The organism is Mycobacterium simulans (assembly GCF_900232995.1).
Taxonomy (GTDB): domain Bacteria; phylum Actinomycetota; class Actinomycetes; order Mycobacteriales; family Mycobacteriaceae; genus Mycobacterium; species Mycobacterium simulans.
Genome location: NZ_OCVX01000005.1, coordinates 70,657 through 96,233, shown reverse-complemented (window position 1 = coordinate 96,233; position 25,577 = coordinate 70,657). Strand labels below are relative to the sequence as shown.

The 25,577-nt window shown below is 66.4% G+C and carries 22 protein-coding genes and 1 pseudogene; 12 read left to right on the top strand and 11 right to left on the bottom strand.

The genetic code is table 11. The features are described from left to right. Nucleotides 1-79 precede the first annotated feature (79 nt). Entirely contained in the window at nucleotides 80-1,330 is a 1,251-nt protein-coding gene (locus MSIMFI_RS19050) for a class I SAM-dependent RNA methyltransferase (protein WP_191498684.1), read from the top strand. A 10-nt stretch (nucleotides 1,331-1,340) separates the two neighbouring features. Here MSIMFI_RS19050 and MSIMFI_RS19045 read toward each other — a convergent pair whose 3' ends face one another. After that, complete coding sequence (locus tag MSIMFI_RS19045) at nucleotides 1,341-1,790, bottom strand: GbsR/MarR family transcriptional regulator (RefSeq protein ID WP_396820542.1); 450 nt, start codon at nucleotides 1,788-1,790, stop codon at nucleotides 1,341-1,343. A gap of 171 nt (nucleotides 1,791-1,961) precedes the next feature. On the opposite strand from MSIMFI_RS19045, the gene MSIMFI_RS19040 reads away from it, so the two are divergent. The 3 genes from MSIMFI_RS19040 to MSIMFI_RS19030 are packed head-to-tail and all read left to right on the top strand — an operon-like array spanning nucleotide 1,962 to nucleotide 4,332. Further along, nucleotides 1,962-2,867, top strand: coding sequence for an ABC transporter ATP-binding protein (locus tag MSIMFI_RS19040; protein WP_191498682.1), 906 nt, complete (start codon nucleotides 1,962-1,964; stop codon nucleotides 2,865-2,867). Continuing rightward, nucleotides 2,864-3,577, top strand: coding sequence for a fluoroquinolone export ABC transporter permease subunit (locus tag MSIMFI_RS19035; protein WP_191498681.1), 714 nt, complete (start codon nucleotides 2,864-2,866; stop codon nucleotides 3,575-3,577). Before MSIMFI_RS19040 ends, MSIMFI_RS19035 begins: the two co-directional genes overlap by 4 nt. After that, on the top strand, nucleotides 3,574-4,332 hold the full coding sequence (locus MSIMFI_RS19030) for an ABC transporter permease (RefSeq protein ID WP_191498680.1): 759 nt from the start codon (nucleotides 3,574-3,576) through the stop codon (nucleotides 4,330-4,332). Before MSIMFI_RS19035 ends, MSIMFI_RS19030 begins: the two co-directional genes overlap by 4 nt. 10 nt (nucleotides 4,333-4,342) lie before the next feature. On the opposite strand, the gene MSIMFI_RS19025 is transcribed toward MSIMFI_RS19030, so the two are convergent. Genes MSIMFI_RS19025 through MSIMFI_RS19015 form a run of 3 tightly spaced genes read right to left on the bottom strand, consistent with a single transcriptional unit; the run spans nucleotide 4,343 to nucleotide 7,445 of the window. Beyond that, nucleotides 4,343-5,629, bottom strand: coding sequence for an ArsB/NhaD family transporter (locus tag MSIMFI_RS19025; RefSeq protein ID WP_191498679.1), 1,287 nt, complete (start codon nucleotides 5,627-5,629; stop codon nucleotides 4,343-4,345). A 30-nt stretch (nucleotides 5,630-5,659) separates the two neighbouring features. Further along, nucleotides 5,660-6,949 carry an ArsB/NhaD family transporter gene (locus MSIMFI_RS19020; RefSeq protein WP_191498678.1) on the bottom strand — a complete coding sequence of 430 codons (1,290 nt, stop codon included), beginning with the start codon at nucleotides 6,947-6,949 and terminating at the stop codon, nucleotides 5,660-5,662. A gap of 52 nt (nucleotides 6,950-7,001) precedes the next feature. Next, a complete protein-coding gene (locus MSIMFI_RS19015; protein WP_191498677.1) occupies nucleotides 7,002-7,445 on the bottom strand; it encodes a CBS domain-containing protein in 444 nt (147 codons plus the stop codon). Between the two features lie 201 nt (nucleotides 7,446-7,646). On the opposite strand from MSIMFI_RS19015, the gene dxs reads away from it, so the two are divergent. Genes dxs through MSIMFI_RS19000 form a run of 3 tightly spaced genes read left to right on the top strand, consistent with a single transcriptional unit; the run spans nucleotide 7,647 to nucleotide 13,547 of the window. Next, entirely contained in the window at nucleotides 7,647-9,572 is a 1,926-nt protein-coding gene (dxs, locus tag MSIMFI_RS19010; protein WP_191498676.1) for a 1-deoxy-D-xylulose-5-phosphate synthase, read from the top strand. A gap of 43 nt (nucleotides 9,573-9,615) precedes the next feature. Beyond that, the gene (locus MSIMFI_RS19005; RefSeq protein ID WP_191498675.1) at nucleotides 9,616-11,001 is read left to right on the top strand and encodes a 3' terminal RNA ribose 2'-O-methyltransferase Hen1; all 1,386 of its coding nucleotides are present in this window, start codon (nucleotides 9,616-9,618) and stop codon (nucleotides 10,999-11,001) included. Beyond that, nucleotides 10,998-13,547 (top strand): polynucleotide kinase-phosphatase, encoded by a 2,550-nt coding sequence (locus MSIMFI_RS19000; protein WP_191498674.1) that lies wholly within the window; start codon nucleotides 10,998-11,000, stop codon nucleotides 13,545-13,547. Before MSIMFI_RS19005 ends, MSIMFI_RS19000 begins: the two co-directional genes overlap by 4 nt. Here the strand turns inward: MSIMFI_RS19000 and MSIMFI_RS18995 are convergent. The 3 genes and pseudogenes from MSIMFI_RS18995 to MSIMFI_RS18985 all read right to left on the bottom strand — a co-directional run bounded on the left by MSIMFI_RS18995 (nucleotide 13,544) and on the right by MSIMFI_RS18985 (nucleotide 16,380). Beyond that, nucleotides 13,544-14,821 carry a ribonuclease D gene (locus MSIMFI_RS18995; protein WP_191498673.1) on the bottom strand — a complete coding sequence of 426 codons (1,278 nt, stop codon included), beginning with the start codon at nucleotides 14,819-14,821 and terminating at the stop codon, nucleotides 13,544-13,546. The genes MSIMFI_RS19000 and MSIMFI_RS18995 overlap by 4 nt on opposite strands. A gap of 1 nt (nucleotide 14,822) precedes the next feature. After that, nucleotides 14,823-15,457, bottom strand: a pseudogene (locus MSIMFI_RS18990) (DUF3000 domain-containing protein). A gap of 116 nt (nucleotides 15,458-15,573) precedes the next feature. Further along, entirely contained in the window at nucleotides 15,574-16,380 is an 807-nt protein-coding gene (locus MSIMFI_RS18985) for an enoyl-CoA hydratase/isomerase family protein (protein WP_191498671.1), read from the bottom strand. 43 nt (nucleotides 16,381-16,423) lie between these two features. Between MSIMFI_RS18985 and hemE the strand changes: the two genes are divergently transcribed. From hemE to MSIMFI_RS18965, 4 genes are read left to right on the top strand one after another with little or no spacing between them, the layout of a single operon-like run. Further along, nucleotides 16,424-17,485, top strand: a complete 1,062-nt coding sequence (hemE, locus tag MSIMFI_RS18980) for a uroporphyrinogen decarboxylase (protein WP_191498670.1) — start codon at nucleotides 16,424-16,426, stop codon at nucleotides 17,483-17,485. Continuing rightward, the gene (locus MSIMFI_RS18975; RefSeq protein WP_191498669.1) at nucleotides 17,482-18,825 is read left to right on the top strand and encodes a protoporphyrinogen oxidase; all 1,344 of its coding nucleotides are present in this window, start codon (nucleotides 17,482-17,484) and stop codon (nucleotides 18,823-18,825) included. The genes hemE and MSIMFI_RS18975 overlap by 4 nt, the downstream gene beginning before the upstream one ends. 5 nt (nucleotides 18,826-18,830) lie before the next feature. Beyond that, nucleotides 18,831-19,526, top strand: coding sequence for a hydrogen peroxide-dependent heme synthase (gene hemQ, locus MSIMFI_RS18970; RefSeq protein WP_191498668.1), 696 nt, complete (start codon nucleotides 18,831-18,833; stop codon nucleotides 19,524-19,526). Then, nucleotides 19,523-20,272: a class I SAM-dependent methyltransferase gene (locus MSIMFI_RS18965; protein ID WP_191498667.1), complete on the top strand. Its 750-nt coding sequence runs from the start codon at nucleotides 19,523-19,525 to the stop codon at nucleotides 20,270-20,272. The genes hemQ and MSIMFI_RS18965 overlap by 4 nt, the downstream gene beginning before the upstream one ends. A 67-nt stretch (nucleotides 20,273-20,339) precedes the next feature. Here the strand turns inward: MSIMFI_RS18965 and msrB are convergent, their stop codons facing one another. The 4 genes from msrB to MSIMFI_RS18945 all read right to left on the bottom strand — a co-directional run bounded on the left by msrB (nucleotide 20,340) and on the right by MSIMFI_RS18945 (nucleotide 24,517). Next, a complete protein-coding gene (msrB, locus tag MSIMFI_RS18960) occupies nucleotides 20,340-20,747 on the bottom strand; it encodes a peptide-methionine (R)-S-oxide reductase MsrB (RefSeq protein ID WP_186242600.1) in 408 nt (135 codons plus the stop codon). Between the two features lie 25 nt (nucleotides 20,748-20,772). Continuing rightward, a complete protein-coding gene (gene aftC / locus MSIMFI_RS18955) occupies nucleotides 20,773-22,059 on the bottom strand; it encodes an arabinofuranan 3-O-arabinosyltransferase (protein WP_191498666.1) in 1,287 nt (428 codons plus the stop codon). Nucleotides 22,060-22,081: 22 nt separating this feature from the next. Further along, nucleotides 22,082-23,641 carry an alpha/beta hydrolase gene (locus MSIMFI_RS18950; RefSeq protein ID WP_191498665.1) on the bottom strand — a complete coding sequence of 520 codons (1,560 nt, stop codon included), beginning with the start codon at nucleotides 23,639-23,641 and terminating at the stop codon, nucleotides 22,082-22,084. Nucleotides 23,642-23,734: 93 nt separating this feature from the next. Continuing rightward, nucleotides 23,735-24,517 (bottom strand): pyrimidine reductase family protein, encoded by a 783-nt coding sequence (locus tag MSIMFI_RS18945; RefSeq protein WP_191498664.1) that lies wholly within the window; start codon nucleotides 24,515-24,517, stop codon nucleotides 23,735-23,737. Between MSIMFI_RS18945 and zapE the strand changes: the two genes are divergently transcribed. Continuing rightward, on the top strand, nucleotides 24,516-25,577 hold the full coding sequence (zapE, locus tag MSIMFI_RS18940) for a cell division protein ZapE (protein WP_191498663.1): 1,062 nt from the start codon (nucleotides 24,516-24,518) through the stop codon (nucleotides 25,575-25,577). The genes MSIMFI_RS18945 and zapE overlap by 2 nt on opposite strands.

Genomic DNA, 25,577 nt, shown 5'->3' with positions numbered 1-25,577 from the left:
CGCCGGCGACGATGCAGAGCGAAGCGATGAGGAGGAGCGGCGCCAGTGACCCGCGCCGGCGACGATGCAGAGCGAAGCGATGAGGAGGAGCGGCGCCAGTGACCCGCGCCGGGCGCCCGCATCCGCTTGCAGGGAGCTGACGTTGGTTACCGGTGCCCCCGCGAACGGCGGCAGCTGCGTGGCGCACCATGAAGGCCGGGTGGTCTTCGTCCGCTATGCGTTGCCCGGTGAGCGGGTGCGGGTGCGGGTCACCGCGGACCACGGTTCGTATTGGCATGCAATGGCTTTCGAGGTAGTTGACGCCTCGCCCCATCGAGTCGAATCGCTGTGTCCGATCGCCGGAGTGGACGGCGCCGGGTGTTGTGATCTGGCCTTCGCCGACCCGCAAGCGGCCCGGGAGCTCAAGGCGCAAGTCGTGGCCAACCAGCTGCAGCGGCTCGGCGGGTACAGCTGGCGTGGTGAAGCGCAACCGCTTTCGGATGCTGGCCCAACGGGTTGGCGCACCCGGGTCGGCCTCGACGTGGGGGCGGACTGCCGTCCCGGCTTTCACCGCTATCACAGCAACGATCTGGTGACCGACCTGCGCTGCGGGCAGTTGCCCGCCGGCATGCTGGACGGGCTTGCGGCGTCCGACTGGCCGCCGGGCGCTCACCTGCACGTGGCCGTCGACGACGACGGACAGCGACATGTGGCGCGTACCGTGCGGCAGCGCCCTCGCAAAAGGACCAGCAACGCGACCACGGTGGTGGAGGGCGCCTATCACGCGGTGCAGCGGGTGGGCCGTCGCACCTGGCAGGTGCCGGTGACGGCTTTCTGGCAGGCGCACCGCGACGCCGCGGTTGTCTACAGCAGGCTTGTCGCCGACTGGGCGCAACCGGCGGCCGGCATGACTGCCTGGGATTTGTACGGTGGCGCAGGGGTTTTCGCCGCAGTGCTAGGTGAGGCGGTGGGGGAGTCCGGGCGAGTGCTCACTGTCGACACTTCGCGCGGGGCCTCGGGGGCCGCACGTGCCGCGCTGGCAGATCTGCCGCAAGTGGAGGTGGTCACCGATTCGGTGCGGCGCGCGCTGTCGGCGCAACAAGCCGGCGCCTCGGGAGCTGATGTGGCGGTGCTGGACCCGCCGCGGTCGGGGGCCGGGCGCGACGTGATCGGCTTACTCGCCGCCGCGGGCGTACCGCGGGTGATCCATATCGGTTGTGAGGCAGCGTCTTTCGCTCGCGATATCGGTCTCTACCTCGGCCACGGCTACGCCGTCGAGAAGATCATGGTGTTCGATGCCTTCCCGCTGACGCATCACGCCGAATGCGTAGCCCTGTTGAGGCGCCGCTGACCCGCTGACGCTAACGACGTGATTGCTCCTGCCAGCGCTCCAGCAGTGCGGGGATCTCGTCGAGTAAGAACGTGTAGAAGTCGCGCATCTGGGTGAGGCGGTGTCGGGCCAGGCTGTCGTCGTCGGTCGCGGCGATGCCGGCATTGGCGGCCGCCAGCACCGCCGAGGTCGCGTGGTTCTGGGTGGTGTACTGAATCGCCCACGCGTCGTCGCGCAACCGGTAGTGGTCGCGGCGACTGCCGGGAGCGGGCACTCGCTCGACCAGGCCCACCGAGGTGAGCATCCTGATGGCGCCCGAGATTGCGCCCGAGCTGGCTTGAAGCTGGTCGGCCAGCTCACCCATGGTCATCGTGGGCTTCTCGGTGAACAGCAACGCGGAAAGTACACGGGCGGTCATGCGCTGCATACCGTGGTCGGCGAGCACCAGGGCGAGCTGCTCGGCGACCTCTTGCTGGCGCATGGCGGTCATATACGCAATCTTAACGGTCAGAGTCTTCAAAGATCTCTGAAACTTTAGTAGTCTTTGGGTCGGCGCTCCGGGAAGACTGGTCGGAACCAGGTATTGGCATTCGCGCGGTGACGACCGGTGGCCCGGCGCACGGCGCTCGCCCGGAAAGGGACGGCGCGAGTTATGACGACGCTCAACCATGCCGCCGCATCGGCGTGTGTCGGGACCGAGGTGATCCGCGTGCGCGGGCTCACCTTCAGCTACCCGAAGGCAACCCAGCCGGCTGTGCGCGGCATGGACTTCACCGTCGGACGAGGCGAAATCTTCGGGTTTCTCGGCCCCAGCGGCGCGGGCAAGTCCACGACACAGAAGCTTCTCATCGGCCTGCTGCGCGACCACGGCGGCGAGGCCGCGGTGTGGGGCAGAGAGCCGTTGGACTGGGGACCTGATTACTACGAACGCATCGGGGTTTCGTTCGAGCTGCCCAACCACTACCAGAAGCTCACCGGGTATGAGAACCTGCGCTTCTTCGCGTCGCTGTACGCCGGCGCGACGGCGGACCCGATGCAGCTGCTGGACGCCGTAGGTCTCGCCGATGCCGCCCACATCCGAGTGGGCAAGTACTCCAAGGGAATGCAGATGCGGCTGACCTTCGCCAGGTCGTTGATCAACAACCCGGAGCTGCTATTCCTCGACGAACCCACCTCCGGGCTGGACCCGGTGAACGCCCGCAAGATCAAAGACATCGTCCTGAACCTGAAGGCGCAGGGCCGCACGGTCTTTCTCACCACGCACGACATGTCCACCGCCGACGAACTGTGCGACCGGGTGGCGTTCGTCGTTGACGGGAGGATCGTCGCGCTGGACGCCCCCACCGAACTGAAGGTCGCGCGGAGCCGGCGGCGAGTGCGGGTGGAATACCGGGGCGACGACGGCCGCCTCGAGAGCAGCGAGTTCGCCATGGATGGGCTGGCCGACGACCCGGCGTTCCATTCGGTGCTGCGAAACCACCACGTCGAGACCATCCACAGCCGGGAGGCGAGTCTCGACGACGTCTTTGTCGAGGTCACGGGGAGGCGGCTGACATGACCCGATTGGCACGGGCGCTGCTGCTCGAGCTGACGCTGCAGGTGCGGCAGAAGTTCCTGCATGCCGCCGTTTTCTCCGGACTGATCTGGCTGGCCGTGCTGCTGCCGATGCCGGCCGGCCTGCGCCCGGTCGCCGAGCCCTACGTCCTCGTCGGTGATATCGCGATCATCGGCTTCTTCTTCGTGGGCGGGACCGTGTTCTTCGAGAAGCAAGAGCGCACGATCGGCGCGATCGTGTCTACGCCGCTGCGGTTCTGGGAGTACCTGTCCGCGAAAATGACTGTGCTGCTGGCGATCTCGCTGTTCGTCGCGGTGGTTCTGGCCACCGTCGTGCATGGGTTTGATTACCATCTGATGCCGCTGGTGGCCGGGGTCATGCTCGGCACGCTGCTGATGCTGCTGGTGGGCTTCATCAGCTCGTTGCCGTTCGCCTCGGTGACCGATTGGTTCCTTTCGGCGACCATCCCGCTCACGATCATGCTGGTGCCGCCGATCGTGTACTACTCCGGCCTGTGGCCCAACCCGGTGCTGTACGTCATCCCCACCCAGGGGCCGCTGCTGTTGCTCGGTGCGGCATTCGATCAGGTGAGCCTGGCGCCATGGCAACTCGGGTACGCGGTCGGCTATCCGATTCTGTGCACGGCTGGGTTGTGGCGGGCGGCCAAGGCGCTGTTCGGTCGCTACGTCATCGAAAGGTCGGGTGTCCTATGAGGGCGATATCGGGCCTTGCAAGCCCACGGGCGTTGGTTGCATTCGGCCGCAACGACATTCGCGGCACATACCGCGATCCGCTGCTGGTCATGCTCGTCGTCGCGCCGGTCATCTGGACCACCGGAGTCGCGCTGTTGACACCGATGTTCACCGAGATGCTGGCCGAGCGTTATGGATTCGACCTGGTCCCGTATTACCCGCTGGTTCTCACCGCGTTCCTCTTGCTGACCAGCGTCATCATCGCCGGTGGGCTGGCGGCGTTCTTGGTGCTGGATGAGGTGGATGCGGGCACCTTGACGGCGCTCCGGGTCACCCCGGTGCCGCTGTCGGTCTTTTTCGGCTATCGCGCCGCAACGGTGATAATCGTGACCACGGTGTATGTCGTCGCGACGATGTCGCTGAGCGGGATCCTCGAACCGGGCCTGGTGGGTTCACTGATCCCCATCGGCCTATTGGCCGGACTGTCGGCGGTGGTGACCCTGCTGCTCATTATTGCGGTGGCAAGCAACAAGATTCAGGGTCTGGCTATGGTCCGCGCCTTAGGCATGCTCATCGCCGGGCTGCCCTGCATGCCGTGGTTCATTCACTCCGGCTGGAACCTCGCGTTTGGCGTCTTGCCGCCCTACTGGGCTGCCAAGGCATTCTGGGTCGCTAGCGATCACGGCACCTGGTGGCCGTATCTCGTCGTGGGTGCCGTCTACAACCTGGCCATCGCCTGGCCGCTGTTTCGCCGCTTCCAGGCCAAGCGCACGTGAGCGCTGGCCCTCAGCCCAACACGAAATACCGCAGCCACAAGTAGATGGCCGACAGCGCGATCGAGACCGCGGTCACCACAATGCCTTTGCGGGTGAATTCCCAGAATGAGATGGGAGTGCCTGCGCGCCGGGCGATTCCAAGCATGACGACATTGGCACTGGCTCCGACCGCGGTTAGGTTGCCGCCGAAGTCGGCGCCCAGCGCCAGCGCCCACCACAGCGTGTTCGGGTGGACCTCGCCCGGCATGACGGTGATCAGTTCGGTGACGATCGGAGTCATTGTGGCGACATAGGGGATGTTGTCGATGATGCCGGACACCGGCGCGGAGATGCCGAGGATCAGGGATACCGTCAGCAGTTCGTTGCCGTCGGTCAGGTCGATGGCCGCCCGCGCCAGCTTGTCGACGACGCCGGTCTTCACCAGAGCCCCGACCATGATGAACAACCCGGCGAAGAACAGCAGGGTGTCCCACTCGACGTTCGAGAGGTATTCCGACCGTTTCAGTCCCGAGATCATGATGAGGATGCCGGCGCCGAGCAACGCCACCACGGACGGCTGGACGTGCAGCACCGGATGGGCGACGAAGGCCACGAAGACCAGTAGCAGTACGACGCCACACTTGATGAGCAGCCGGGGGTCGCGGATGGCTTCGCGTTCGTCTAGCGACATGACGTCGTCGACCCGGTCAGACTCGACCGTGATGGAACCGAACAACCACGGCAGCAGGGCGACGAAAGCAACCAATACGACGAGCACGATCGGCGCCATGTGGATGAGGAAGTCGTTGAACGTCAATCCCGCTCGGCTGGCGATGATGATGTTGGGCGGATCCCCAACCAATGTCGCCGCGCCGCCGATGTTGGACGCGAAAACCTCGGCCATGAGAAACGGACCCGCGTTGATCGCCAGGCGGTCACACACCAACAGTGTCACCGGTGCGATCAGCAACACCGTCGTGACGTTGTCCAGCATGGCCGACCCGAAGGCCATGACCAATACCAACAGGATCATGATGCGCCGCGGGGAGGCGTTCGCGCGTTTGACGGCCCAGATCGCGACGTACTCGAAGACGCCGGTATGCCGTAGCACGCTGACGATGATCATCATGCCCAGCAGCAGAAAGATGACGTCCCAGTCGACTCCGGTCTCGGCCGAGTAGAACGCGTCGTGGGAGCCGACGACCTTTATGCCGAGCATGATGCCCGCTCCCGCCAGGGCTACCAGCGTCTTGCTGATCCGGTCGCTGGCGATAAGCGCATAGGCGACCACGAATACCGCTACGGCGACGACGCTCATCGGCTGTCCTCCGGATCTTCCTCGCTAGCGTCAGACGAATACGAAGTAGCGCACCCAGAGATAGATCGCCGCCAGCACGAGGGACATCGTGGTGACCACGATGCCCTTGCGGGTGAATTCCCAAAATGAGATGGGATTATCCGACCTCATCGCGGCGCCCAGGATGACGACGTTGGCGCTGGCCCCGATGGCAGTGAGGTTGCCGCCGAAATCGGTACCGAGGGCGAGTGCCCACCACAGCACGTCCGGATTGCTGTGGTCCACGAGGGCCGGAATCAAGTTCGCGACGATCGGTGCCATGGTGGCGGCATAGGGAACGTTGTTGACGATCCCGCTGACCACCAACGACGCGGCCAGGATCACCATGGTCGCCAACAAGGTGTTGCCGCGTGTTGCCGTCACGGCCAGTTCCGCGACCCGCTCGACGACACCCGTCTTCACCAGAGCGCCGACCATGACGAACAGGCCGGCGAAGAACAGCAACGTGTCCCACTCGACGCTAGAGAGGTAGTCGGAGTGCTCCAGCCGGGAGACGACGACCAAGATGCCGGCACCGATCAACGCGACCATGGACGGCTTCATATGAATCGCCGAGTTGGCGATGAAGGCGGCGAACACCGCCACCAGCACCACCCCGCACGTGATCAGCAGCCGGTGATCGCGAATGGCCTCTTTCTCCTCCAGCGACATGACGTCGGCCACTCGTGCGGGATCGGCGTCGAATGCACCGGGAAAGAGACGCGGGAGCATCAGGATGAACACCGCGATCACGATGATCACGATCGGCGCCAGGTTGATGAGGAAGTCGTTGAAGGTCAGGCCGCCCTTGCTGGCGATGATGATGTTGGGCGGGTCGCCGACCAATGTCGCGGTGCCGCCGATATTCGATGCGAATGCTTCGGCCATCAAGAACGGCACCGGGTTGATCGCCAGCCGGTCACATACCAGCAGCGTTACCGGTGCGATCAGCAGGACCGTGGTGACGTTGTCCAGTAGGGCCGACGCGACCGCGGTCACCAGTACCAACAGGATCATGATGCGCAGCGGCGAGCCGCGGGCCCGCTTGGCGGCCCAGATCGCGACGTATTCGAACACGCCAGTCTGGCGCAGCACGCTGACGATGATCATCATGCCGAGCAGCAAAAAGATGACGTCCCAATCGACCCCGGTTTCGTGGGAGTAGAAGACGTCATCGGAATCGATGATCGGCAGGGTGACCACGATCGCCGCGCCCGCGAGCGCTATGAGCGTCTTGTTCACCCGGTCGCTGGCAATCAGCGCGTATGCCACCACGAATATGGACAGCGCGACGACACTCATGCAGTTACCTGTGTTCTCGCGCGCAGACTGGGTATTTCCGAGGCCGTCGAGGTCAAGACGTCAGTGCCGCCGCAAGCAGGCGCGACGCGGTGACCATCCCGAGCAACCGTCCACTCTTGACCACCGCGATGAGGGGGCTTCGCGACCGGGCCATGAGTGCGGCCACCTCGATGATGGTGTCGTCGGCGTTAGCCGGCGGAACGTCCACCAAGTGGTCCGGCAACACGTCGCGGACCTTCTTGCCGCTCAACTTTTCCGCGCAGCGGTCGGCCATCGATTCGTTGAGCACACCGGCCAGCGAGGGATCATCCTGCACGTAGCGGGGCACGACGAATCGCACGACCTGGGAGGCAGGTAGCACGGCGTACGGCTTTCCTGACGCGTCGGTGACCAAAAGCCCGGGCAACTGGTGCTCGGCGAGCATCCGGGCCGCGTCGAGTGCGTTTGAATCGATGCTGACGACCGGAAACTCCTCGGCCATTTGCTCGGCGCGCATGTGTTGACCATACGACGCAATAGGGGGTGCAGTGCGGCCGACACCAACCTTCATATCGAACTCCGGGGTCGCAGGACAAATACGCCGACCAGGCTTCCCGGCTCTCCGGGCAACGAGGCTACCAAACGCCGCGCCCAGTCATCGCGGAGGTCGTTGCCACGAATCCGGGATGAGCTTGCGGTTGCTGCGTAGACTAGCGGGATGCTGGAACAGATCCGCGGACCCGCTGATCTGCAGCACCTTTCCCAACAGCAACTCAAGGACCTGGCTGCTGAGATCCGTGAGTTCCTGATCCACAAGGTTGCCGCCACCGGGGGACACCTGGGTCCGAACCTGGGCGTCGTCGAATTGACGTTAGCGCTACATCGCGTCTTCGACTCGCCACATGATCCGATCATCTTCGACACCGGCCACCAGGCCTATGTCCACAAGATGTTGACCGGCCGCTGCCAGGACTTCGAAAGCCTGCGTAAAAAGGGCGGACTGTCGGGCTATCCGTCCCGCGCCGAGAGCGAACACGATTGGGTGGAGTCGAGTCACGCCAGCGCGGCGTTGTCCTACGCAGACGGGCTGGCCAAGGCCTTCGAGTTGACCGGGCACCGCAACCGGCATGTGGTCGCGGTCGTCGGCGACGGCGCGCTCACCGGCGGCATGTGCTGGGAGGCGCTGAACAACATTGCGGCCTCGCACCGGCCGGTGATCATCGTGGTCAACGACAACGGCCGCAGCTACGCGCCGACGATCGGGGGCGTCGCCAACCATCTGGCCACGCTGCGGTTGCAGCCGGCGTACGAGAAGGTTTTAGAAAAAGGCCGCAACGCAATGCGCGCTATGCCGCTGGTAGGCGAGGTGTGTTACCAGTTCATGCACAGCGTCAAAGCCGGCCTCAAGGACTCCCTGTCACCGCAGCTGCTGTTCACCGACCTGGGTTTGAAGTATGTCGGCCCGGTCGACGGGCACGACGAACGCGCGGTGGAGGTCGCGCTGCGCAGCGCCCGCGGCTTCAGGGGCCCGGTGATCGTGCACGTCGTCACCCGCAAAGGGATGGGTTACCCGCCGGCCGAGGCCGACGAGGCCGAACAGATGCACTCTTGCGGCGTGATCGATCCGGCGACCGGGCAGGCCGCGAAGGTACCCGGCCCGGGCTGGACGGCAACGTTTTCCGATGCGCTCATCAGCTACGGCCAAAAGCGCCGCGACATCGTGGCCATCACCGCGGCCATGCCCGGACCTACCGGACTGACGGCGTTCGGGCAGCGCTTCCCCGATCGGCTGTTCGACGTCGGCATCGCCGAACAGCATGCGATGACGTCGGCGGCCGGACTGGCGATGGGCGGGATGCACCCCGTCGTGGCGATCTATTCGACGTTCCTGAACCGGGCCTTCGACCAGATCATGATGGATGTGGCGCTGCACAAGCTGCCCGTCACCATGGTGCTGGACCGGGCCGGCATCACCGGTTCGGACGGGCCGAGCCACAACGGCATGTGGGATCTGTCGATGCTTGGGATCGTGCCGGGCATCCGGGTGGCCGCCCCCAGGGATGCCACCCGGTTGCGTGACGAACTCGGTGAGGCGCTCGACATCGACGACGGGCCGACGGCGCTAAGATTCCCCAAAGGCGATGTGGGCGAAGATATTCCGGCACTGGAGCGGCTCGGGTTGGGCGTCTCGGGTGTCGACGTGCTGGCGGTGCCGGCCAGTGGCCTGAACCACGATGTGCTGCTGGTAGCGGTCGGCGCGTTCGCGTCGATGGCGTTGGCGGTGGCCAAACGGCTGCACAACCAGGGGATCGGTGTGACCGTGATCGACCCACGGTGGGTGTTACCGGTCTCCGACAGTGTTCGCGAACTGGCAGCACAGCACAAGCTGCTGGTGACGCTGGAGGACAACGGGGTGGCCGGCGGTGTGGGTTCGGCGGTGTCGGCGGCCCTGCGGCGAGCGGAAGTCGATACGCCCTGCCGCGATGTCGGACTACCGCAGGAATTCTATGAGCATGCGTCCCGGGGCGAGGTGCTCGCCGATCTGGGACTCACCGACCAGGACGTGGCCCGCCGCATCACCGGTTGGGTTGTCGCACTTGGTAATTCGCTTACCGAACCGCAGATCAGCGAGCGGCTCGACTAGCTGTGAGTCGACGGCTCGGTCCTGTCCGTGATCGAATGCCTCAGTGATATTCACCGTCGGCACTACGCACCGGCCCGCGACCGACCTCGGCTATCTGCTGCACAAGCATCCTGGGCGCGCGCAGTCGATGGACGTTAACAGCGGAACCGCGCACGTCTTTTATCCAGAGGCGAGTGACGAGCGGTGCACCGCCGCAGTGTTGCTCGAGGTCGACCCGGTCAGGCTGGTCAAAGGTCGCCGCGATGATGCGTTCGCGCTCGCGCAGTATGTAAATGACCGACCTTACGTCGCATCCAGCCTGCTTGCGGTCGCAGTACAGCGGCTGTTTCGCACCGCGATGGCCGGTCGTTGCGACGCGCGTCCAGACCTTGTGACGCAACCCATTCCGCTGCAGCTACACCTGTCCGCGCTGCCCTGCCGCGGCGGTGCCGACCTGGCTCGCCAGTTGTTTGAGCCGCTGGGATGGCGGGTGGGCCCAACGCCGGTACCGCTGGACCCCGAGCTGCCGGAGTGGGGCGACGCACCCTACGTCGACTTGAAGCTCACCGGAAGCCAACTGTTGTCCGACGCACTCAACCAGGTCTACGTCCTGCTGCCAGTCCTTGACGACGCCAAGCACTATTGGGTCGGCCCGGACGAAGTAGACAAGCTGATCCGCGCCGGCGCCGGCTGGCTTGCCGGGCATCCGGCCAGGAATCTGATCAGCCGGCGCTACCTGGCGCATCAGCGCCAGCTGACAGCGGCGGCGATGGAGCGCCTCGCCGACCTCGACGACGCGCCGGTGGAACAGCTGGACAACGCGGTTGAGCCAACCGCCCAACGGCCCCTCGCGGCGGAGCGGTGCCGGGTTGTGCTTGACGTTTTGCGAGCGGCTGGGGCATCTCGCGTCGCTGACCTGGGCTGTGGTGACGGGCGGCTGGTGCGTGACCTGCTCGCCGACCCTTCGTTCGCGCTCATCATCGGCGCGGACGTCTCGGCGACGGCACTCGCCTATGCCGAACGGCGGCTCAACGTCGCCGAGATGTCGCAGCGCCAGTCGTCGCGGCTGCGGCTGTTCCAGTCGTCGCTGACGTATCGGGACGAGCGGCTGGCCGGGCTTGACGCCGCAGTGCTGATGGAGGTCATCGAGCACGTCGACCCGCCCCGGCTGCCCGCGCTGGCCCGGTCCGTGTTCGGTGCGGCCCGGCCCGGCCTGGTGCTGGTGACGACGCCGAACGCCGAGCACAACGTGCGGTTCGCGGGTCTGGCTCACGGCGCGTTTCGGCATCCCGATCACCGGTTCGAGTGGACCCGACCGGAGTTCCGGTCGTGGGCTTCGGGGGTGGCTTCGGCCTATGGGTACGGCGTGCGGTTCCTGCCGGTCGGCGACGACGACCCCGAGGTCGGGCCCCCTACTCAGCTCGCCGTATTCGATCGTGAGGCGGCATGACGACCCTGGCGGTCCCGGAGCTCTCGCTGGTGGTGCTGATCGGTGTCAGCGGTTCGGGCAAATCGACGTTCGCGCGGGCGCATTTCAAGCCGACCGAAGTGCTGTCGAGTGACTTCTGCCGCGGGCTGGTGTGCGACGACCAGAACGATCAGGCCGCGTCCAAGGACGCTTTCGAGGTGCTGCACTTCATCGCCGGCAAGCGGCTCGCCGCGGGCCGGCTGACGGTGGTGGACGCCACGAACGTTCAACCTGAGGCGCGCAAAGAGTTGGTTGCCCTGGCCCGCGCCCACGACGTGCTGCCGGTCGCCATCGTTCTTGATCTGCCCGAGTCGGTGTGCGTCGCACGCAATGCCGCCCGACCCGAGCGCGATTTCGGCGGCCGCGTGGTGGCACGCCAGCGCCAGCAGCTGCGACGCGGCCTGCGCGGCCTCAAGCGCGAGGGATTCCGGGCCGTGCACGTGCTGGACGGTGTGGAGGCCGTCGCCGCCGTGACTGGGATCGAGCGGACTCGTCTGTTCAACGACCTGCGGCACGAGACTGGGCCATTCGACATCATCGGGGACGTGCATGGTTGCCGGGCCGAGCTGGAAAGCCTGTTGTCGACCCTCGGCTACAAGTTGTCGCGGGATGCTCAGGGCGGCGCGGTCGATGCTGTGTGTCCCGACCGTCGGGCGGTGTTCGTCGGCGACCTGGTGGACCGCGGCCCGGATACACCAGGCGTGCTGCGGCTGGTAATGGGGATGGTCAACTCCGGCAACGCCTTCTGCGTGCCCGGCAACCACGAGGACAAGCTGCTGCGCGCGCTGCGTGGCCGTGACGTGAAGATCAGCCACGGGCTGGCCGAGTCGCTGGCGCAGCTCGCCGCGGAAACGGCGGAGTTCCGGGCGGCGGTGGAATCTTTTCTGGACGGCCTGATTTCGCACTACGTGTTTGATCACGGCCGACTGGTGGTGTCGCACGCGGGTTTGGTCGAGAGGATGCACGGGCGCGGCTCGGCGCGGGTTCGGGCGTTCTGTTTGTACGGCGAAACGACCGGTGAAACCGATGAATACGGGTTGCCGGTGCGCTACCCATGGGCGGACAACTACCGCGGCCGTGCGCTGGTCGTCTACGGCCATACGCCGACGCCAAAACCCGAGTGGGTGAACAACACCATCTGCATCGACACTGGATGTGTGTTCGGCGGCTCGTTGACCGCACTGCGCTACCCCGAGCGCGAGGTGGTCTCGGTGCCGGCTGCACGCGAGTACTATGTGCCGGCGAAGCCGTTGACCAACGTAGCTGCGCCACAACGTGATTCGGATATGCTGGACATCCGCGACGTCACCGGTCGCCGGGTGATCGAAACCGGAGGACACGGCCGAGTCAGTGTAAGGGCCGACCACGCGGCCGCGGCCCTCGAGATAATTAGCCGGTTCGCTGTCGATCCGCGGTGGCTGATCTACCTGCCGCCGACGATGAGCCCAGTAGCGACGTCAGCGTGTCCTGGTCTGCTCGAGCATCCCGCCGAAGCGTTCGGGGCCTACCGAGGCGTGGGCGTGACTGACGTTGTGTGCGAGGAAAAGCACATGGGGTCACGGGCTGTGCTGCTCGTTTGCCGGGACTCGGCGGTGCCGCATTTCGGGATCGACGGCGCGGGGGCGGTGTGGACGCGCACCGGTCGGTCGTTCTTCCCGACCGAGTTAACGTCAGCTCTGCTGGACCGCCTGCGCAGTGCCGTCGCAAACGCGGGTCTATTCGAGGAGCTCGATGCGTCTTGGGTGCTGCTGGACGCCGAGCTGCTGCCCTGGAGCGCCAAGGCGGGCGAACTGCTGCGCGACCGGTACGCGGCCGTCGGTGCCGCGGCGCGAGCCTCGTTGCCGGTGGCAGCATTGGCGCTGTCACAGGCCGTAGACCGAGGCATCGACGTCGGCGCCCTGCTGGAACGCACCCGGGCTAGGGCGGAGACCGCCGATCGGTTCACGGCAGCCTATCGCCGATACTGCTGGCCTACCCGGGGACTAGATGGTGTCCAGGTGGCACCATTCCAGCTGCTCGCATCGGGTGACGGAAGCGGCGGGGGCGGGGCGACGTACCAGGATCGACCGCACGCCTGGCACCTCGAAGTCGCCGACCGGCTGGTGGCGGCTGACGACCGGCTGGTAGCTCCAACACGGCGGCTATTCGTCGACATTGACGACGAATCCTCGGTGTCGGACGGGGTGCGGTGGTGGGAGCAACTCACCGCGGCCGGTGGTGAGGGAATGGTGGTCAAGCCGGCGGCAAACCTGGTGCGGACCGCAAAAGGATTGGTGCAGCCCGGGCTGAAGGTGCGTGGCCGCGAATACCTGCGGATCATCTACGGGCCGGACTACACCGAACCCGCCAACCTGGAGCGACTGCGGCAACGCAACCTCGGCGCCAAGCGCTCGATCGCACTGCGCGAGTACGCCCTGGGCCTCGAAGCACTCGAACGCGTCGCCCGAGGCGAACCGCTGTGGCGCGTCCACGAGTGCGTGTTCGCGGTTCTTGCACTTGAGTCGGAACCCGTCGACCCCCGCCTCTAGTCGCCCTGTGGCTGCACCGCCGCGGCCAGAACCCGAACCACCAGTTCTCGTTGCCACGCCCGCGCCTGGCCGGCGCACAAGAAGTCGTCGATAGCACTGACCGCGTCTGGCGAGCGTTTCGGGGCGCCGTCCCAGTCCCAGCACAGCCGTCGCACCAGGTCGGGTGAGACCAGGTTCTCCGTCGGAACCCCCACCCGTTGGGACACCTCCGCCAGCGCCGCACGCGCCGCGTCCAGCCGGGTGGCCGCCTCGGGCTTGCGTCTGCTCCACCGCGCCGGCGGCGGCGGACCATTCGGCGGTTCCGTCACCTCCGGCGGATCTTGGCTTTGCCGCGCCGTTTCCAGTGCCGCCAACCACATCGCTGCGCTGCGGCGCTGGTTACGCCCGCCGAACACCGGCAACGCGACCAGGTCGTCGACCGACTTCGGGTCGGCGATGGCGGCGTCGATGATGGCCGAGTCCGGCAGGATGCGTCGAGGCGCGATGTCGCGTCGCTGGGCGATACGGTCACGCGTGGTCCACAACTCGCGAACCGCCGCCAGGCCCCTCCGGTCATTGACACGATGGATGCCCGATGTTCGCCGCCATCGGTCCGGCCGGGCTGCCGCTGGGGTGGCCGTCCGGAGATGTTCGAATTCCTCTGTGGCCCAGTCGGTTTTGCCTTGCTCGGCGAGCACCCCGGAGATCGCCGGGCGCAGTTCGATGAGTAGTTCCACATCGAGTGCCGCGTAGTTGAGCCAGGCCGACGGCAGCGGGCGTTTGGACCAGTCGGCCGCGCCGTGGCCCTTGGCCAACCCCAGGCCCAGCAGCCGCTGGACCATGGTCGCCAGGTTCACGCGCTCGAATCCGGCCAGGCGTCCGGCCAGCTCGGTGTCGTACAGCGCGGACGGCTGCAGGCCGACTTCGGCCAGGCACGGCAGATCCTGATCCGCGGAATGCAGAATCCATTCATCTTTGCTGAGGACCTCGGCGATGGGCTGCAGCACGGTCAGCGGGTCACCGCCGTGGCTGACCGGATCGATGAGCACGGTGCCGGCGCCGGCCCGCCGGATTTGGATCAGGTAGGCCCGGTTGGAGTAGCGGAAACCAGACGCCCGCTCGGCATCCACCGCGAATGGTCCATGGCCGCGGTCCAGCAGTGCCGCGGCGGCCGTGATCTGCTTGGCGGTGACCGAAAGTTCCGGCATCCCGTCGGCGGGGTGGAGCAATGGGACGGGCTCGGGCTGGCTGCTGCCCGCCGGCTCATTCTCCGGCATAGACAGCTCGGGATACATATCAGGCGCGTGACCGCGAGCCCAGGTCGGTGACCCCGGCCGGCGGCAAGCCCGCGGCGTGCTCCAGGACATCGCAGAACGCCTCTACGTGACCACCCACATCGGGGGTGGTGGCCGTCCACGACGCCCGTAGCTCCAACTGGTGGGCCCGCGGCGGACCGGAGATGTCGCCGTAGCGCACCGAGGTGGTGGCGGTGACGGTGCCTCCCAGGGCGGTCATCTGTTCGGTGCGCGTTTCCAGCGCCTCGACCAGCCAACTCCACGCCACCTCCGGCAGCAGCGGGTCGATCGCCTCGTGCGAGTCCAGGTCCGCCTGGACGTAGGCGACCAGGCGGATGGTGCCGTCCCAAGCGTCCGAGCCCTCGGGGTCGTACAGCAGGATCAACCGGCCGAATGCGTCGCCTTCGGATCGTTCGGGGACGATGTCGAGGTCGGGATGCTTGATCTCGGCGCCTAACGCGTAGCTGTACGGCGCCAGTCGCTGGGGTGGGCGAATGGGGCCGAGCTCGATTTCCGGTCGCACGGTGACGGCGTTCATTGCGGCTACCGCCTCGCGGAATGGTTCCGGTTCTGTTGAGGTCATGAGCGCCGCTCCTCCGCCTCGCTTCGCTCTGCATCGTCGCCAGCGCGGGTCACAAATTTCGACGTTAGACCTATCGCCCGACACGCGTCATCAGGCGCGCCGAATTGCGTTGAGTGCCGATCGCAAGCGCGGCGCTGGCGCCGGGCGCGGCGGGTCGGCACCATCGGGCTCAGCTGTCCTGGCCGCCAACAAAGCGCGCGGGCCGCTTCTCGCGATGGGCGGCTAGACCTTCGCGCACGTCGGGACCGCTGAACCCGATGAATTCCAGGCCAAGCGAGGTTTCGAAGGTGGGCCCGAACATGCGGTACCAGTGGTTCAGGCTGCGCTTTGTCCAGCGGATCGCGGTTTGGGCGCCCTGCGCCAGATTATCGGCCAGCCGCGTTGCGGTGGGGAGTACCTCGTCGTCGTCGACGCAGGTAGAGACCAACCCGATGCGCTCGGCTTCTTCGCCGGACAGCGGCTCGCAGGTGAGCAGGTAGTACTTGGCCTTGGCCATGCCCACCAGCAGCGGCCAGCAGATCGCGGCGTGATCACCCGCGGCCACCCCGAGTTTGGTGTGCCCGTCGATGATTTTCGCGCTGCGGCCCGCCACCGAGATGTCGGCGAGCAACGCCACCACCAAACCCGCGCCCACGGCGGGGCCCCTGATGGCTGACACCAGCGGTTTGTCGAAATTGACCAGGTTGAGCACCAGATCGCGAGCCTCACGCAAGATGCGAATCCGGCCCTTGAAGCCGCCCATGGTTTCGTCGATCAGGTCAAAGCTGCCGCCGGAGGAAAATGCTTTGCCTTCACCGCGGACCAGGACCACCCGCACGTCCGGGTCGCGGTCGATCACCGGCCAGATGTCGGCGAGGTCGCGATGCATCTGCGGACCGACCGAATTCAGCCCGGGCGCGTCCAGGATCAAATTCAGCACACCGTTGTCCTGAGGCTCACAGCGGAGGCTTGGGAAGTCGTCGTAAGTGACTGGCATCGGGTCGATGTTACGGGGTCGGTACGTGGCAGCATTGAGTTCGATGAGTACCCGTCGCGACCTTCCGCAGTCGCCATATCTGGCTGCGGTCGCCGGTCGCAAACCCAGCAGGGTGCCGGTGTGGTTCATGCGGCAGGCCGGCCGGTCGTTGCCCGAATACCGGGCGCTGCGCGAACGCCACACCATGCTGGCGGCCTGCTTCCAGCCGGAAGTGGCTTGCGAGATCACCCTGCAACCGATACGCCGCTACGAAGTCGATGCCGCGATCCTGTTCTCCGACATCGTGGTACCGCTGCGCGCGGCGGGCATCGATTTGGACATCGTCGCCGACGTCGGACCGGTGATCGCCGACCCGGTGCGGACGAACGCCGATATTGACGCGATGAAACCCCTTGACCCGCAAGCGATTCAGCCCGTGCTAGAGGCGGTTTCGTTGTTGATCGATGCGCTGGGTGAAGTCCCGCTGATCGGATTCGCCGGCGCGCCATTCACGCTGGCGTCCTACCTGGTCGAGGGGGGACCAAGCCGCCACCATCCCCGTACCAAAGCGATGATGCTGGCCGAGCCGGCGAGCTGGCACGCGCTGATGACCAAGCTGACCGACCTGACCATCGCGTTTCTGCACGGCCAGATCCACGCCGGGGTGGACGCCATTCAAGTGTTCGACTCGTGGGCGGGAACGCTGTCGCTTGCCGACTACCGACAGTACGTGCTGCCGCACATCGCGCGGGTCTTTGGCGCGCTGGCCGAATACGGCGTGCCGATGACACATTTCGGGGTGGGGACGGCCGAACTGCTGGGTGCGATGTCGGAAGCACTAAAGCCAGCGACAGCCACCGTCGTCGGCGTGGATTGGCGTAGCACGCTGACCGATGCCGCCGCCAGGGTGGTGCCCGGCACGGCGCTGCAGGGCAACCTCGATCCGGTTGTGGTCCTGGCGGGCTGGCCGGTGGTGGAACGTGCGGCACGCACCGTCGTCGACGACGGACGCCGCGCCGTCGACGCTGGCGCGGCGGGCCACGTCTTCAACCTCGGCCACGGGGTGCTGCCGGAGACCGATCCCGGCGTGCTGGCCGAGCTGGTGTCGCTGGTCCATTCGTTATGACGTCTCGCTCGTATTGCGTTGTTGGCGGCGGGATTTCGGGGCTGACGGCGGCGTATCGGTTGCGCGTGGCCGCCGGTGATGACGCGACGATCACGTTGTTCGATCCCGGCGACCGGCTCGGCGGGGTATTGCGCACCGAGCGGGTTGGCGGACGGCTCACGGACGTGGGCGCGGAAGCGTTCGTGCTCCGCCGACCCGAGGTCCCCGCGTTGCTGGCCGATCTGGGGTTATCGGGGCGTCAGCTGGGCACCACCGGCGCCCGCCCGCTGATCTACAGCCAGCGGGAATTGCACCCGCTGCCGTCGGACACGGTGGTCGGAATCCCGTCGTCGTCGACGTCGATGGCGGGGCTGGTCGACGATGCGACGCTGGCGCGTATCGACGCCGAACCAGGCCGCCCATTCGGCTGGCAACCGGGCAGCGATCCCGCGGTGGCCGAGTTGGTGGCCGACCGGTTCGGTAAGCAGGTAGTGGCCCGGTCGGTTGATCCGCTGTTGGGCGGGGTGTACGCGGGCTCGGCGGCGACGATCGGGCTGCGCGCGGCGGCCCCGACGGTGGCCGCGGCCCTGGATCGGGGGGCCGCGTGCTTGACCGACGCGGTGCGCCAGGGGTTGCCGCCGAGTACCGGTGCGCCGGTGTTCGGCGCGCTGGACGGCGGCTACCAGGTGTTGCTCGACGAGCTCGTCCGGCGTAGCCGCCTGGAGTGGGTGCGGGCGGCGGTAACGAAGGTTGAACCCGGTTGGCTGGTGCACGACGCCACCGGTGCCCGCCGGCACGCCGATGCGGTGATCCTGGCGATCCCGGCGCCGCGGGTGACCCGCCTGGTGGACGGCCTAGCGCCGCGCACCTTCGCCGCCGCGAGCCGGGTCGTGAGCGCCTCGTCGGCGGTGGTGGCGCTCGCGGTGCCGCGCGAGACCCCGTTTCCGGAGTGCTCGGGTGTGCTGGTGGCCAGCGGGGAGTCGTTGCACGCCAAGGCGATCACCTTGTCGTCGCGCAAGTGGGGTATGCGGGGCGACACCCAGCTGTTGCGCCTGTCGTTCGGGCGGTTCGGTGATGCCCCCGAAATTTCAGCTGTTCGCGCGTCTGACGACGAGCTGCGGGCATGGGCGGTGGACGACCTGGCGACCGTGTTCGGTGTGGCCGTCGAGCCGATCGACATCCGGGTACAGCGCTGGATCGAAGCGATGCCGCAGTACGGTCCCGGCCACGCCGATCTGGTCGCCGAGGTGCGCGCCGGGCTACCGCCGGGCCTCGCCGTCGCCGGCAGCTACCTCGACGGAATTGGCGTACCTGCCTGTATCGGGGCGGCCGGTAGGGCGGTGGCGACCGTGGCACCATAGGTTTCATGGCCAAACTCGACTATGACGCCCTGAACTCGACGCTTCGCTATCTGATGTTCTCGGTGTTCTCGGTGCGGGCCGGAGCGCTCGGCGACGAGCGCGGCGCTGTGATCGACGATGCGGCCACGTTTTTCAAGCGGCAAGAGGAACGCGGCGTCGTGGTGCGCGGCCTCTACGACGTCGCGGGCCTGCGCGCGGATGCCGACTTCATGATCTGGACCCACGCCGAGCGTGTCGAAGCGCTGCAGGCCACCTACGCCGACTTCCGGCGCACCACCACCCTGGGGCGGGCTTGCTCGCCCGTGTGGAGCAGTGTGGCCCTGCACCGGCCGGCCGAGTTCAACAAGAGCCACATCCCGGCGTTTCTGGCCGGTGAAGAGCCCGGCGCCTACGTCTGCGTGTACCCGTTTGTGCGGTCCTACGAGTGGTACCTGCTGCCCGACGAGGAACGCCGCCGCATGCTCGCCGAACACGGTATGGCGGCCCGCGAATACAAAGACGTCCGGGCCAACACGGTGCCGGCGTTCGCGCTCGGCGACTACGAGTGGATCCTGGCCTTCGAGGCCCCGGAACTGGACCGCATCGTCGACCTGATGCGGGAACTGCGGGCCACCGACGCCCGCCGGCATACCCGTGCTGAGACGCCGTTTTTCACCGGGCCGCGGGTGCCGGTGGAGCAGTTGGTGAGTTCGCTGCCATGACCCAATTTGACCCGGGCGATCCGACCCGTTTCGAGGAGATGTATCGCGACGAGCGGCTGTCTTACGGGTTGCCCTCCGCCACGCCGTGGGACATCGGCGGCCCCCAGCCGGTGGTCCAGCAGCTAGTCGCGCTGGGCGCGATCCGAGGCGAGGTGCTCGACCCAGGTACTGGGCCGGGGCACCACGCGATCTACTACGCATCCAAGGGCTATTCGGCCACCGGCGTCGACGGATCGGCGGGGGCTATCGAACGCGCCCAAGCCAACGCGCAGAAAGCCGGCGTCTCGGTGGACTTCCAGGTGGCCGACGCGACCAAGCTGGACGGGCTGGACGGCCGGTTCGACACCGTCGTCGACTGCGCCTTCTACCACACCTTCAGCACCGAGCCCGAGCTACAGAAGTCCTACGTGCAGGCGCTGCGGCGGGCTACCAAGCCGGGAGCGCGGCTCTACATGTTCGAGTTCGGCGCACACAACGTCAACGGGTTCAGCATGCCGCGGTCGTTGTCTGAGGACGACTTTCGTCAGGTGCTCCCGCTGGGCGGCTGGGAGATCACCTACCTGGGACCGACCACCTACCAGATCAATATGAGCGTCGAGACATTCGAGATGATGGCCGCGCGAAATCCAGACATGGCCGATCGGGTGCAGTCCGTGCTGGAACGGTTCCGGGCGATGGAACCGTGGCTGGTCAACGGTCGGGTGCACGCCCCGTTTTGGGAAGTGCACGCTACCCGGGTGGATTGAGTTTCGCCGAAGCTGTAATTCTGCAGACAAAGTGCGAGTAGACACCTGCAGAATTACAGGCTCGGCGCTACACGCTGCCGGGGACCAGTCGCAGCGAAATGGAGTTGATGCAGTAGCGCTTGTCGGTTGGCGTGGGGTAGCCCTCACCCTCGAACACGTGGCCCAGGTGGCTGTCGCAGTTCGCGCACAACACCTCGGTGCGCTTCACGCCCAGCGAGTAGTCAGCGCGCAGGAACACCGCCTTTGAGTTCGCCGGGTCGAAGAACGACGGCCAGCCGCAATGGGATTCGAATTTCTCTGTGCTGCGGAACAATTCGGCTCCACAGGCCCGGCATTGGTAGATGCCCTGGATGTTGGTGTCGGTGTACTCGCCGGTGAACGGCCGCTCGGTGCCAGCTTGGCGCAGCACCTCGAATTCCTGCGGGGTGAGCTTCTTACGCCACTCGTCGTCGGTGAGCTGCAGCTTGGGGGTCATGCGTCTACGCTAGCGCGCCCGGCAGTCAGCCACGCCGGAGCCAGGTGGGATCTAAGCCGCTATCCAACCGGTTCTCCGCCTTCGCGTCCAGATAGCGAAAGTAGAGCACGCTGAAGATCACGATCAGCAGCAGTGACCAGCCATACGTGATCTTCAGGTACTCCAGGGCCCGGCCCCACCTCATCCAATGGAAGAGCAGCCAACGGTCCAGCGTCATGAAGCCGTAAATGCCTAGCCACGCCGGCCAGTTGCGGATCACCGAGTTGGGCAGCACGACCGTCATCAGGAACGGGAACAGCATCATCGAGTAGTAGCCCTGGGCCAGCGACATGACCAGCCATGACCACAGCAGCAGCACGCCCGACGAGGTGGCGAACCAGAACAGGGGATCGCGGGTGCGGTAGTAGCGATACAGCAGCCATAAGGCGCCGAATGCGATCGCCGTGAACAGCAGCCGCAGCGCCACAATCAGCCAGGTGGGCAGGCCGAAGTAGAGGCCATTGCCCTGGATCGAGCTGTTGAAGTAGTCGCGGGTGCCCAGGATGTAGGGCAGGGTGCGGGTGAAGAAGTCCATCGGGTGGCTCACCAGTGGCAGCGCGGCCAGGTTGATGACGATCGGGACGACGAGGGCGGCCACCAGCGCCCGCCATTGGCGGTTCAGCAGCGGCAGTAACAGCAGGGGACCGAGTAGGGGTTTGAGCACCAGCGTCAGCCCAATGGCCAGCCCGGCCCACCACTGTCGACTAACGCTGCCGTCCAGCAGCCAACGCAGAAACAACACCTCCAACAGCAGGATGCAGCCGTTGATGTTGGTGAACACCAAGGTATTGGTCACGGTCTCGGTGCAGAACATGGCCAGAATCAGCGCGGGCGCGGCCACCGAGGACAGCGTGAAGTTGAACATCCGCAGCAAAAGGTATGCGGCGACCAGGATGGCCAGGGTATTGATCGAGATGAACAGGTAGCGCGACGGCGCGAACGGCAGGTAGCCGAACGGCGCCATCAGCAGCGTGCCACCGGGCGGGTACAGGTAGTGCGGGTCGACGTAGTCGAAGTGCTCGTTGTAAATGTCCCAGCCGTGCCGGAAGTTCAGGACCGCGCGGTAGACCGGCTTGAAATCGTCGGTGATGTTGCCGTTGGTCGTGAGCACGATGCTGCGGTGCAGCACCGACAGGATTGCTGCCGGCCATAACACGGCTCGCAGGATCGCTGCCGTTGTCGGGGGACCGGTGGGGGGACGGAATGCGGCCAGCAGGGATTCGCGCCGGCCGGCTTGGGTCGAGTCAACTGCCGTCACCAGCGCACCGTACACCGGCGCGCCCGCTCACCAACTATCAGGCGGGACAGTAGGTGTCGGTGCCGGGCAGCTTGCCGGAGTCCAAATAACCGACCAGTGGCGGCACCGTGCATGACGAATAGATGCTGGCGCCGTGCCCGATGCCCTGCCACATCACCCGCTTGCTGGCGGCGTTCGCGTTGATCACGGTCGCCGCCGTCGCTGCGACGCCCTCGTTGCCGACGATGGGATCGTTTTGCACACCGAGTAACAGCACGTCGACCTTGAGTTGCTTGGGCGCTTGGGCGGGTGAACTGCTGGGCCAGTGCACGCATTTGACGAGGTTGAGCGCCGCGACCGTGCCGAACTGGGGGTAAAGCTTGGCCCATGCGACAACCAGCTCACGAACCCGGTCCGGGGTGGGGCGGTTGACCGCGTCGCTGCAGACGCTGACGAACTGGCCGTCGGTGTCTTCGGTGGCGTCGGCGCGGTTGATCAGGTTGGACAGCGGATTGATGTCACCCGACCGGGCGGCCGCCAGCGCATTGGCCAGATTCGTGGTGGTGCTGATGCGGTCGCCGGTGGGAAAGCCCAGTGCCGTGGTGATGGCATTGGCGATGGACGCCACCGAGGCGCGGCCGGGCGCTTTGCCGGACCGGGCGTCGGACAGCAACGCGCTGACCGCGCCCTTCGGGTCGGGGCCCAATGCGCAGTTCACCGCGATGCATTGCGCAGCAAACGCGTCAAGCGCCGCCTGCTGGCCCTTGACCTGTTGCTCGGCGGCAGCTTCGGCGTTGACTCCCAACGCAACCGGGGAGTCCAGGATCAGTCTGGCCACCTTGTCGGGGCGCGATCCCGCGTAGGCCAGCGCCACCTGGGTGCCGTTGCCGATGCCGACCAACGCCAGCGCGGGAACATCCCAGAGGTTGCGCAGTCGTTCGATGTCCGAGGCGGCATGTTGGTTGTCGTAGGCGGACTCGCCAGGGGAGAGGGCGTCGGTGCAGTTGGTTGTGGCGGTATTGGAGATTTCGGAGAGGTTGGCCACCGGATCGTCGCCGGATTGGAACTGCGCTTGGTCGCGCATGTCTTCACGGTCGAAGTGGTCGCGGCAGTCGATCGGGCTCGACATGCCCATGCCGCGGCGGTCGACGGCGACGATGGGGTGACTTTTGAGGACGTCGGCGCCGGCATGCGACAGCCAGACCGGCAACTGCGTCGACGACGGCAGATCCGAGCCCGTGGTGAAGACGAGCGGCCCCGCATCCTTCGGGGTCTGACTCGAGCGGGCGCGTACCACGCCGATGCTCACCGTCGCGGATCCACCGTTGACCGGATCGAGGTCGGCGTCGTAGCTGGCGCATTCGAGCTTGATGCCCGGTGCGGCGGGGACTCCAGCGTCCGCGGTGACCCGCGAGGTGCAATCGCGCCACGACAAGTCGTTCTTGGGTGCTGCGATCGGCGGCGGACCGCTGGGCGGCGGTGTGGTGGTGGCCGCGCCTTGCGGTTTAGCGCCGGAGTTGGTGGCGAAACGCGGGTCGGCGCCAAAGACCGGGACGCAGCCGGTCAGCACTGTGGTGACCGCGAACAGGATCGTGGCGGACCTGATGTGCCGACTCATGCCGACCACAGTAGCCGTGCGGCGACGATGCGGGCCGTGCAGAGGCCCGAGGAGAAGCCGGGCAATTCGGCCCGCCCGGCCCGGGCAATTCGGTTAGGTCTTGACGTAACGGGTGTATAGGTAACCGGCATCGTCGGTGAGGACGTGCGCACAGCGCATCCGACTCAGCAGCTGCCCGGGGCCCGTCGCGATGCGTCGAGCCAGGCCGCCGACGACCAAAGGTGCGATCGTCAGGCAGAGCTCGTCGAGCATGCCGCGGTCAATGAACGAGCCGAGCAGCATCGGCCCACCTTCGGTCAGGATGCGGGATAGGCCGCGAGCCGACAGGCACGCCAGCACCGCCACCTCGTCGACCCTGCCGGGATCGTCGCCTGAGCAGTCGATTACCTCGGCGGCGCCGGCGAGGCGACGGCCCATCTCGTCGGCGGACGCCGCACACGTGAGCACCAACGGTGGCACCTCGGTCCGGGTGAATACGCCAAGGTCGCGGTCGAGTTGACCCGACTTGGTGACGATCGCCAGTTGCGGTACTTCGCTTTGCTCCCGGGCCTGTCGCCGTTGGCGCTGGGCGACGCTCAGGTGTGCGCCGGAGTAACCCTCGATGCGTACGGTGCCCGCGCCGACCAGGATGACGTCGGCGAGTTCGCGCAGCAGGTTGAAGACGAATCTGTCGCCCGGACCGGCCAGCGCGCCGCTGGTGCCGTCGGCGGTAGCGCCGCCGTCGAGGCTGGTGATGAAATTCGCCCGCAGCCAGGCGCCGTTGCGTCGCTCCGGATAGCCGTAGAGCTGGGAGAGTTCGCCGTCGTCGAGTTCGCGCTCGGATCCGAGCAGCGTCAGTGCCGGCTCGGCGGCCCCGCCTACTTGAGAGTCGGGCATGAACTTGATTGCAACACGCCGCTACAGTGCCTGCATGCACGGGGTCGGTCGCCTGGTGGATCGCTATCCGACGGTGTCACCGGAGCGGCTGATCGCCCAACTACGGCCGCCCCCAACGTTCGCGAAGGTGAGCTTCGCGACGTATCAACCCGACCCCGCCGAACCCACCCAGGCTGCCGCGGTCGCGGCCTGCCAGGAGTTCTGCCGGCGAGCCGTCGAGCGGCGCGCCGGGCGCAAGAAACTTTTCGCCAGGCGGGAGGTGCTCCCGGGTGTCGGACTGTATCTCGACGGCGGATTCGGGGTAGGCAAGACGCACCTGCTGGCGTCGGCCTATTACCAGCTGCCCGACGCACCGCCGCATCCCAAGGCGTTTGCGACATTTGGGGAGCTGACCCAGCTGGCCGGGGTGTTCGGCTTCGTCGAATGCATCGACCTGCTGGCCGACTACACGGCGGTGTGCATCGACGAGTTCGAGCTGGACGATCCGGGCAACACCACGTTGATCTCGCGGATGCTCTCGATGCTGGTCGAGCGGGGTGTTTCGGTGGCGGCCACCTCCAATACGCTGCCCGAACAGCTCGGCGAGGGCCGGTTTGCCGCCCAGGATTTTCTGCGCGAAATCAACACGCTGGCAAGGATTTTCACCACCGTGCGGATCGAAGGGCCGGATTACCGGCACCGCGACCTACCGCCGGCGCCGCAGCCGTTGTCGGACGAGGAAGTGGCCGAGCGCGCCGCCGGCGTGCCGGGGGCGACTTTCGACGACTTCGATGCGCTGTGCGCACACCTGGCCACCATGCATCCGTCGCGGTATCTGACCCTCATCGAGGGTGTGACCGCGGTGTTCTTGACCGGTGTGCACGGCATCGACGACCAGAACGTTGCGCTGCGGCTGGTGTCGCTGACCGATCGGCTGTATGACGCCGGCATCCCGGTGGTGGCTTCCGGGGCGAAGTTGGACACGATTTTCAGCGAGGAAATGCTGGCCGGTGGCTACCGAAAGAAGTATCTGCGGGCCACTTCCCGGCTATTGGCGCTTACGAGTGTCACGCTGGCGTGA